We start from the raw sequence: 10,008 nt of genomic DNA, 5'->3' as shown, positions 1-10,008 counted from the left end.
GTAGGCTTATTTTGTTATGCGCACTTTTTACTTATGACATATTTCTGGGTTCTTTCAAACTAATTCCTCCTATATACCTATTTTTATAAATTATACCATAAAAAGCTATTAATTTCTTAATTATATGGTAACATTTTCCTGTCACACAAATAAAATAGTAAGGAGGAATGTAAAAATGAGGAAATTTTAGTTTCAGTATTGTCTCTAACATTGTTAACTGGATTTACTGTTTCAGCGTTTGCCCCAGCAGCACAAGCAGAATCTATCCCGGAAGAAGAAGTAATTGTTGAACATGTGTACAATCCCGCAGATGATCAGATTCAAACAACACCGCCGAACGTACTACCAGGTGAAATCACCAACCCAACACCACCAGGTGCAACTACTGATTGGACAACCGGCCCCTGGATATATTGGCAAACTAGCAATTACTCATCTAAATTGTATTGGACTACTGTAGCATCAGCCGCAGCTTCCATCGGTCTTTGGACGGGTATAAAACAACTTTCTTTAGCCGGAATAATAGGAAGCTGGATTATTGCTAACAAAGGAAACTGGTTGTACATTACAGATGTGAAACACGTTAGAATGTTAGGCAGCGTAATGCAAACTCGACATACAGTTACTTATTATTCTAATTCAGCCAGAACAAAGGTAGTTGGTCGCCAAACATATTACACGCAAGACAGAGGATAATAGATAGAGAAAAAGGACGGCTTGCTGAAGGCCGTCCTTTTTCCCTAGATTTTTGTCATTATTTTTGCCTTATGGCATTATCAGTTTAAAAGAAAATGACTAGGTTGTCGAAACTATCATTTTGTTTCTTTAAATATAATCTGGAGGTTCAAATTCGTTGGTGTCCTGGTTCCAGTTACACTTTTCGCAAATCTTATCACCGTTTTCCCATTGCTCGACTCTTAACCTGCCACAGTTTTTGCAATCTTCGCCGGTGTACCCAATTAAGGAACCTTTATCAGTTGCCATGATCCTCACTCCTTAATTAGAAACCCTCACTAAATGTAAGAATTTCTGCTTTTTGTTTAAAGGGACTTTTTCAGTGGCCTCGGAAAGACCCGGAGGATTTATCTTAGTTTGCCACAATATTAACAAGCTTTCCTGGAACGGCAATCACTTTGCGGACCGTTTTGCCGTCAATTTGCTCTTTTACTTTGTCATCGCCCATTGCGATTTCTTCGAGAGCCTGTTTATTGGCTCCTGACGGAACCATTAATTTTGCTTTTACCTTTCCATTTACTTGAATGACGATTTCGACTTCATCATCGACAAGCTTCGCTTCGTCGTAGGCAGGCCATGATTCGTAAGCAATCGTTTCAGCGTGGCCAAGCTTTTGCCAAAGCTCCTCGGCAAGGTGCGGAGCGATAGGTGACAGCAGCTTCACAAAGCCTTCAATATATGCTTTTGGAAGAACCTCAGCTTTGTATGCCTCGTTGATGAACACCATCAGTTGGGAAATCGCAGTGTTAAAACGTAAACCTTCATAATCCTCAGTCACTTTTTTCACCGTTTGGTGGTATACCTTTTCCAGGATTTGGGCGCCTTCGGCATCCTTGATTCTTGCGCTTAATGTGCCATCCTCTTCAATGAACAGACGCCAAATGCGGTCAAGGAAGCGGCGGGCGCCATCAAGGCCGGTTGTTGACCAGGCAATCGAAGCGTCAAGCGGACCCATAAACATTTCGTAAAGGCGGAGTGTATCGGCTCCGTGACTGTGCAAAATTTCATCCGGATTGACGACATTGCCTTTCGATTTGCTCATTTTTTCATTATTTTCACCAAGAATCATTCCCTGGTTAAAAAGCTTTTGGAACGGCTCTTTCGTATGGACGACACCGATATCGTAAAGGAACTTATGCCAGAAGCGGGCATAAAGCAAGTGAAGTACTGCATGCTCGGCACCGCCGATATAAATATCAACCGGAAGCCATTCCTTAAGTTTTTCAGGATCTGCCAGAGCTTCGCTATTTTTTGGATCAGTATAGCGAAGATAATACCAGCAGCTTCCCGCCCACTGCGGCATTGTATTCGTTTCGCGGCGGCCCTTTTTGCCTGTTTCCGGATCTACGACGTTCACCCAGTCAGTAATATTGGCAAGCGGCGATTCGCCTGTTCCGGAAGGCTTGATTTCATTTGTTTTTGGAAGCACTAACGGAAGTTCATCTTCAGGTACCGTCGTCATCGTGCCGTCTTCCCAGTGAATGACCGGAATCGGCTCGCCCCAGTAGCGCTGGCGGCTGAACAGCCAGTCACGCAGCCGGTAGGTTACTTTCTTTGTTCCAATTCCTTGTTCCACCAGCCAGGCAATCATTTTTTGGATCGCCTCTTCTTTGTTCAATCCGTTCAAGAACCCGGAATTAACATGCTCTCCATCACCTGTATAAGCTTCTTTCGTGATATCGCCCCCGGCGACAACCTCGATAATCGGCAGCTCGAACTTTTTCGCAAATTCGTAATCGCGTTCATCATGGCCCGGTACTGCCATAATGGCGCCGGTTCCGTAGCTCGCAAGCACATAGTCGGCAATCCAGATTGGCATTTTTTCACCGTTTGCCGGATTGATCGCGTACGCACCTGTAAATACCCCGGTTTTTTCTTTTGCAAGATCTGTCCGTTCAAGATCACTCTTGCTTTTGATTTCATCAAGATACTGTTCAACGGCGCCACTTTGCTCCGAAGTGGTGATTTGTTTGACGAGGTGATGCTCCGGCGCCAATACTGCGTAAGTCGCACCAAAAAGTGTATCAGGCCTTGTCGTAAAGACCGTAAACGTTTCTTCATGTCCATCGATCTTGAAGGTAACCTCCGCACCTTCCGACCGGCCAATCCAGTTACGCTGCATATCTTTAATGCTTTCCGGCCAATCCACTTCGTCGAGGTCTTCAAGAAGGCGGTCCGCATAGGCAGTGATCCTTAGCATCCACTGTTTCATTGGGCGGCGCTCGACCGGATGGCCGCCGCGTTCGCTTTTTCCGTCGATGACTTCTTCGTTGGCAAGTACTGTGCCAAGCGCCGGACACCAGTTAACAGCTACTTCGTCAATATAAGCGAGCCCGCGTTCAAAAAGCTTGATGAAAATCCACTGTGTCCATTTGTAATATTCCGGATCTGTCGTATTGATTTCCCGGTCCCAGTCGTAAGAGAATCCCAGTGCCTTAATTTGGCGGCGGAAGTTATCGATATTCTTTTTCGTAAATTCAGCCGGGTCGTTCCCGGTATCAAGTGCGTACTGCTCCGCCGGAAGCCCGAAAGCGTCCCAGCCCATTGGATGCAACACATTATATCCCTGCATCCGCTTGAGGCGTGATAAAATATCTGTTGCTGTGTACCCTTCCGGATGGCCGACGTGAAGGCCTGAGCCGGATGGATACGGGAACATATCAAGCGCGTAAAACTTCCGCTTCCCTGCATCTTCACGAGTTTTAAAGGTTTTGTTTTCTTCCCAAACCCGCTGCCATTTATTTTCGATTTCCCGGTGATTAAAGCTCATCTTGTTTTCCTCCTGATTCCATGTATATTGCTTGAGCTAACCTGAGCTTTTATAAAATAATAAAAACCCCTCATCCCAAACAGGGACGAGAGGATATGTATAATCTCCCGCGGTACCACCCACATTAGTGAACATGTCACTCGCTTCATTCATCCTTAACGCGGTAAACGGCAAGTATTACTGCGATTTCACACTTGCGACTCGAAAGGCGAGTTCATGATGTGCCCGGTTGACTTGCACCATCCGTCAACTCTCTAAAACGGGCTCCTGCATCATTACTATTCCTTCTCATTGTCATTTTTCATATAAGACTATAGAGATATTGTAAACAATTTCCCCCCAGGATGCAAGCAGGCTCATCCTGAAAGGAATGTAATATGTATAGTATGCACAAAAAGCGGATGTGTGATACTTACTTTTTATTAAGTAATACTATATAATAAGTATTACAAAAAGGAGGTGCTATAAAATGGTTAATAAAATAACTTCTGGATCTGTAACACAGAAAGGACAAGTAACGATCCCTGTGGAAATTCGGCGACATCTGGGGATTGAACCAGGTGATCGAATCAATTTTATTAAGAAAGATAATAAAGCGGAAATCGAGATTGAAGTTATTAAGGCAACGACAGTCGAAGATGTATACGGCATTTTTTCTACGAATAAGCCCCTGGACTTTGAGAATGAGCGATTGTTGGCGCAGGAGCAGATTTCAAAGAAGCATCAAAAAGAAATAGAAGGAGAACCAAAAAATGAATAATCGAATGATAGTGGATGCTAACGTTCTTCTAAGAATTGCTACAGGTCAACCTGAGGAAATGGCTTCTATTGCCTTCCAGCTTTTTGTTAGTATTCAAAACAAAGAAATAGATAAAAAATTGATTGTTCCAACAATGGTAGTTGCTGAATGTTGCTGGGTTTTAAAGGGAGTTTATCAATTTGACCGGTTTAAAGTCAAAGACGGATTAATAAAAATATTTAGTCTGCCATTCATTGAATTGGAAGAATCAATTGTGATCGAAGCACTTGAGAATTTCGCCAACCATAATGTCGATTTTATTGATGCATACTTAGCCCTAAAATCTGTCGATACTCCGTTAATTACTTGGAATGCTAAACATTTTAAGCGGTTGGGTTGCGAGTTTTACAGCCCCGCTGAAATATTGAATATTCATGGATAATTTATAAAAAAAAGAGACCGATCTCTCAGTCTCTCCATGTTTTCATTGTACTGTATATCCCCCATCAATAACAACAGTCTGGCCTGTTACTCCTCTTGCCTGATCCCCTGCCAGGAAGATTGCATAATCGGCGATTTCTTCTACATCCAGCAATCTCTTTTGCGGGACGAGCGGATAGATGACTTCCTCCAGCGCTTTTTCCAAAGGTACATTTCTTGTTTTCGCCAGATCGGCCAGCTGATTGCGCACGAGCGGCGTGTCGACGTAACCCGGGCATATCGCGTTTACGGTAATGCCGTGTTCGGCCGCTTCCAACGCGGCCACCTTTGTTAAGCCGATTACGCCATGCTTGGCACTGTTGTAAGCTGCTTTTCCGGCAAATCCAATAAGCCCGTTGATCGATGCCATGTTAATGATCCTGCCGAATTTTTGCTGCTTCATGACGGGCAGCGCATGTTTAATTGCAACAAACGGTGCGGTCAGCATCACTTTTATCATGAACTCAAATTTTTCAGTCGGAAAATCTTCAATCAATGAGACATGCTGAAGCCCGGCATTATTGATTAAAATATCGAGAGATCCATAGTGATTGACTGTTTCACTAATAGCCTGCTCAATTTCTGCTTCTGAGGTTACATCGCATTTAATGCCAATCGCGTCGTAACCTTCGTTTTGCAGCTGCGTAGCGGCCCGTTTGATCGCATCCTCCTGTATATCGGTCAGCACTACTTTTGCCTGCTGCGAAGCAAACTTTTTTCCGATTTCATAGCCAATTCCCTGTGCAGCCCCGGTGATAAACACTACTTTATTTTCAATCATGCCCTTAAATCTCCTATCTTTAGATTCCTAATCCAATTGAAAATAGAACGATTGCCAGTATTGTACCGAGAGCAGGAACGATAACGGTCAAGGCGCCAACGGCGTTATAGGCATCCTGATGCGATTCGCCGCAAACCGCGCGTATCGTTGTTACAACGTAACCGTTATGAGGCAATGAATCCAGGGCTCCTGAAGAAATGGCCGCAACACGGTGAAGGGCTTCCGGATTAACACCCAAATCCATATAATGCGGCGCAATAATCGGCAAAGCAATTGCCTGGCCGCCCGATGCGGATCCGGTCATGCCTGCAATAACACTGACTGCAACCGCGCCTCCGATCAGCGGGCTGCCAGGAATGCTGGTCATCGCGTTGACAGCGGTTTCAAAAGCCGGAACAGCTTTTGCTACCCCGCCAAAACCAACTACAGCTGCCGTATTTCCTATCGCGATCAAAGCCCCCAACGTCCCCTCTGAAACTGCTGCCCAGAAATTATTGAAATATTTGCGGTTTAATAGATAAGTAGCAATGACACCGCCCAAAAGCGCAATGATAAGGGCGGACTGCTGAAGTGATTCATGGAACAAGAATGAAATGACCAGAACAACCAGCAATGGTATAAGTCCCATAATCGGATTCGGAAGATCTCTGTTCACAGCTAACGGATCGCCTTCGCGTGAGATAAATCTCTCTCCTTTTTGAACCGCCTTCGTAATCATTCTCTTCAGCCACCAATAACCGAAAATAATCATAAAGATGGCGACTATTAAGCTTACTTCCCATCCCGCATATGGAGAGGTTCCCAAAAATTCAATTGGAATCCAGTTTTGGATCTCCGGTGATCCTGCAGAAGTCATTGTGAACGTAACCGATCCAAAGGCCAGTGCCCCGGGAATAAAGCGCCTTGGAAGATCAGCCTGCTTAAACAGGCTAAGCGCCATTGGATAGACAGAGAAGGCAACAACGAACAAGCTTACTCCGCCATAAGTTAAAATCGCACATGCTGCGACCACCGCGATGACGGCATATTTCATGCCGAGTTTATTTACAATATAACGGGATACACTGTCTGCCGCGCCGCTTTCCTCCATTACTTTTCCGAAAATCGCTCCAAGCAGGAACATTAAATACCACGATGTAACAAATCCAGAAAAACCGGCCATATAATTGCTGACGAAGTTCTCGGCACCTTCTTCGACCAGCTGTGGAAACAATGGCATCCCGCTCAAAACCGCGACAAACAAGGCAGACAGCGGACCGACGACAAGCAGGTTCATCCCGCGCATTGTCAACCAGATCAATAAAGCCAGACCACCTATTAATCCAATCATGCTAAGCATTTCTCTTCCCCCTTGCAAAAGTGAATGATTACAAAATTATTGCACAGTTACCCCTGTTTTTACTTCTTCTATAATAAGTGTTGGTTCTGTTGACTTTTGCACCTCATCAATCGTAAAGCCGTCAAACACTTCGATAAGCTTTAGCCCTTTGTCTGTTACATCGATTACGGCACGTTCCGTAATAATTCGCTGAACAACTCCTTTCCCTGTCAGCGGCAAACTGCAAGCGTTTACAATTTTCGGATCACCATTTTTTGAAACATGCTCCATGATGACGATGATTTTTTTGGCACCGTGGACAAGATCCATCGCGCCGCCCATTCCTTTAATCATCTTGCCGGGAATCATCCAGTTGGCGAGATCGCCATTTTCGGATACTTGCATGCCTCCCAAAATCGCCACATCAATATGGCCGCCACGAATCATCGCGAACGATTCAGCGCTATCAAAATATGAAGCTCCCTTAATCGCGGTAACCGTTTCTTTTCCAGCATTGATGAGATCAGGGTCTACTTCATCCTCGGCCGGATATGGACCAATGCCGAGAAGGCCGTTTTCCGACTGCAGCACAACCTGCTTGCTCTCATGAATATAGTTCGCGACAAGCGTCGGCATGCCGATCCCGAGATTTACATAATCGCCATCGTTAATCTCCATTTCTGCTCTTCGTGCAATTCTTTCACGCAGCTCCATCGATTTCCCTCCTTTACACCGATCTCGTTGTTAACCGTTCAATCCGCTTTTCCTGGCGGGCCATTAACAGTCCCTGCACATAAATTCCAGGCGTGTGGATATGATCGGGGTTTAATTCACCGATTGGCAGCAAATTTTCCACCTCGGCAATCGTGATCTTGCCGGCAGCAGCCATCATCGGATTGAAGTTGCGGGCTGTTTTATTGTAGATCAGGTTGCCTGCTTCATCTCCATAGGCCGCCCTGACTAAGCTGAAGTCTGCTTTCAAGGCCGTTTCGAGTACGTATTCCTTCCCATTAAATTTTCTGACCTCTTTGTTCTCTGAGATCACTGTTCCGACTCCGGCCGGTGTAAAGAATGCCGGAATCCCTGCTCCGCCAGCCCGGATTCTTTCTGCAAGCGTGCCCTGCGGATTCAGTTCAACCTCAATTTCCCCGGCTAAAACTTGTCTTTCAAACTCCTTGTTTTCACCGACATATGAACCGACCATTTTCTTGATTTGCTTGTTTTTTAAAAGCAAGCCCAGCCCCCAGTCGTCGACTCCGCAATTGTTCGAAATAACTGTCAGTTCTTTTGTCCCTTTTTCCACGAGTGCCAGAATCAGCTGTTCCGGAATTCCGACTAACCCGAAACCGCCGACCATCAATGTTGCACCGTCATGGATTTGCGATATTGCCTCGGCAGCACTCCCGTAGATTTTTTTCAATTGACACCCTCCTTTTCTTGTTAGTCATTATTGTAGATGCAAGAAGTGTGCCAAAATATAAAACTGTGCCCCTCCTTGATTTTCTGAATTTTTTGTGAACATTTTTCCGGAAATTCGGACTCTTAGGCAAGTTAGCCATGCTAGTTTCATAGATCAGAAAATTGATAGTAAACAACCAGTGTATTTCGTAACATGTTTCAGCCTTATTTTTGCGGTAAACTTACTAGAAAGAAAAGAAGTCCGAAAATCCGGAATCATTTCCGAACTTTCGGACTACAACAAGCCATACTTATGCAATTTTTCATAAAAGGTCGATTTACTGATTCCAAGCGCTCTGGCTGCAAGCAGTTTATCCTGCCGATATTTTGCAAGGCTTTGTTCTAACACGAGCTTTTCCGTCTCTTCAAGAATTTCCTTCAGCTTTTTCTCACCGAGCGGATAAACAGACGAGTTTGTTAAATAATCCGGCAACGCGTCCATAGTAATCGTTTCACTGTTCGACAAGTACACTGACGCCTCAATTACATTTTCCAGTTCGCGGATATTGCCGGGCCAGCTGTAGCTGTTCAGCAGCCGGACAACCCGGGCGTCGATTCCCGTAATCCGTTTTCCAGATTTCCTGGTGATCTTTTTTATAAAAAAATCGGTTAATTCAGGAAGATCGTCCATTCTTTCACGCAGCGGCGGGATCATAAACGGAATGACATTTATCCGGTAAAATAAGTCCTCACGAAACCTTTTTTCGGCGAGCATTTTTTCGAGCGGGCGATTGGTTGCCGCAATAATTCTGACATCGACGGACAACGGTTTTGTGGAGCCGACTGGTTCTATTTCTTGTTCCTGCAAAGTTCTCAGCAGCTTTACCTGCATATTGGCAGGCATGTCGCCAATTTCGTCAAGGAACAGCGTACCCCCGTCAGCGAGCTGGAATTTTCCCTTTTTCCCGCCTTTTTTCGCGCCGGTAAATGCCCCTTCTTCATAGCCGAACAATTCCGACTCCAGCAATTGTTCAGGGATTGCTGCACAGTTAATTTTGACGAACGGCTTGTGGCTCCGGGCACTAAGCCGATGGATGCTGTGGGCAAATAATTCTTTCCCTGTTCCGCTCTCACCTCTTATCAGCACCGATATATCGCTTGAAGCGACCATTTTCACTTTTTCTTTTAAACTGCGAATCTGCTCGGACTCTCCCAAAATATCGTCGAGGCTGTATTTTACACCGCTGTCGATTTCCTGGATGTACGAATGAATTTTCGTCAACAAGCTCTTCACATGGCTGTTCATTTGCATCCATTCATAGGTATCCCGAAAAAACACCGTCCCAAATGCGCCGATTACTTCTCCATTCGAGAAGATCGGCACACGGTTGGCTATCATATAATTACCCCGAATATACTGCAGATCGGCAATTTCCTCTTTGCCTGTTTCGGCTACAATATGCATCCTTGAGTTTTCGATTACGTCTGTGACGTGCTTGCCGAGCACTTCATCACGGTCGACCTCCAAAAACTCGCAATACTTTCTATTAATATAAATGATTTTGCCTTCCCGATCGACGACAACAAGCGAACCGAAAGCGTTTTCAATTATCGTTTCAATAATATCAACCGGGAGCTCCAGCAATGGTTGCTTCATGCAGCCTCCCCCTACTTATGAATGATGACTTTATTTTATCACATTTTTCCGAAAACGAAATCGAAACTGGGCGGTCAACCGGAGATCGTTCAGAGGGCATCAACTCTTTCGAATATCTTTTTAAATATAC

The 10,008-nt window shown here is 44.9% G+C and carries 10 protein-coding genes and 1 other annotated feature; of the genes, 3 read left to right on the top strand and 7 right to left on the bottom strand.

Going from position 1 to position 10,008, the window contains the following annotated elements; all coding sequences use genetic code 11:
• The first annotated feature begins 198 nt into the window (after positions 1 to 198).
• Positions 199 to 696: a hypothetical protein gene (locus CU633_RS00405; RefSeq protein WP_101657753.1), complete on the top strand. Its 498-nt coding sequence runs from the start codon at positions 199 to 201 to the stop codon at positions 694 to 696.
• A 129-nt stretch (positions 697 to 825) separates the two neighbouring features.
• Here CU633_RS00405 and CU633_RS22620 read toward each other — a convergent pair whose 3' ends face one another.
• Together CU633_RS22620 and leuS are read right to left on the bottom strand one after the other, a co-directional pair.
• The gene (locus CU633_RS22620) at positions 826 to 984 is read right to left on the bottom strand and encodes a hypothetical protein (RefSeq protein ID WP_180954807.1); all 159 of its coding nucleotides are present in this window, start codon (positions 982 to 984) and stop codon (positions 826 to 828) included.
• A gap of 103 nt (positions 985 to 1,087) precedes the next feature.
• Positions 1,088 to 3,505 carry a leucine--tRNA ligase gene (leuS, locus tag CU633_RS00400; protein ID WP_101657752.1) on the bottom strand — a complete coding sequence of 806 codons (2,418 nt, stop codon included), beginning with the start codon at positions 3,503 to 3,505 and terminating at the stop codon, positions 1,088 to 1,090.
• Between the two features lie 78 nt (positions 3,506 to 3,583).
• Positions 3,584 to 3,806 (bottom strand) — a binding site (T-box leader).
• A 168-nt stretch (positions 3,807 to 3,974) separates the two neighbouring features.
• Here leuS and CU633_RS00395 point away from each other — a divergent pair.
• Positions 3,975 to 4,265 carry an AbrB/MazE/SpoVT family DNA-binding domain-containing protein gene (locus tag CU633_RS00395; RefSeq protein WP_101657751.1) on the top strand — a complete coding sequence of 97 codons (291 nt, stop codon included), beginning with the start codon at positions 3,975 to 3,977 and terminating at the stop codon, positions 4,263 to 4,265.
• Positions 4,258 to 4,686: a PIN domain-containing protein gene (locus CU633_RS00390; RefSeq protein ID WP_101657750.1), complete on the top strand. Its 429-nt coding sequence runs from the start codon at positions 4,258 to 4,260 to the stop codon at positions 4,684 to 4,686. Before CU633_RS00395 ends, CU633_RS00390 begins: the two co-directional genes overlap by 8 nt.
• Positions 4,687 to 4,728: 42 nt before the next feature.
• On the opposite strand, the gene CU633_RS00385 is transcribed toward CU633_RS00390, so the two are convergent.
• From CU633_RS00385 to CU633_RS00365, 5 genes are all read right to left on the bottom strand, one after another.
• Complete coding sequence (locus CU633_RS00385; RefSeq protein WP_101657749.1) at positions 4,729 to 5,505, bottom strand: 3-hydroxybutyrate dehydrogenase; 777 nt, start codon at positions 5,503 to 5,505, stop codon at positions 4,729 to 4,731.
• A 19-nt stretch (positions 5,506 to 5,524) separates the two neighbouring features.
• Positions 5,525 to 6,844 (bottom strand): GntP family permease, encoded by a 1,320-nt coding sequence (locus CU633_RS00380; protein ID WP_101657748.1) that lies wholly within the window; start codon positions 6,842 to 6,844, stop codon positions 5,525 to 5,527.
• A gap of 36 nt (positions 6,845 to 6,880) precedes the next feature.
• A complete protein-coding gene (locus tag CU633_RS00375) occupies positions 6,881 to 7,537 on the bottom strand; it encodes a CoA transferase subunit B (RefSeq protein WP_101657747.1) in 657 nt (218 codons plus the stop codon).
• Between the two features lie 13 nt (positions 7,538 to 7,550).
• Positions 7,551 to 8,243 carry a CoA transferase subunit A gene (locus tag CU633_RS00370; protein WP_101657746.1) on the bottom strand — a complete coding sequence of 231 codons (693 nt, stop codon included), beginning with the start codon at positions 8,241 to 8,243 and terminating at the stop codon, positions 7,551 to 7,553.
• Between the two features lie 273 nt (positions 8,244 to 8,516).
• Positions 8,517 to 9,878: a sigma-54 interaction domain-containing protein gene (locus CU633_RS00365; protein WP_101657745.1), complete on the bottom strand. Its 1,362-nt coding sequence runs from the start codon at positions 9,876 to 9,878 to the stop codon at positions 8,517 to 8,519.
• Positions 9,879 to 10,008 lie beyond the last annotated feature (130 nt).

Origin of the sequence: Bacillus sp. V3-13, assembly GCF_002860165.1 — a bacterium.
Lineage (GTDB): Bacteria > Bacillota > Bacilli > Bacillales > Cytobacillaceae > Bacillus_BJ.
The sequence above is the reverse complement of the archived record's forward strand: the minus strand, read 5'-3'. Positions and strand labels throughout refer to the sequence as shown.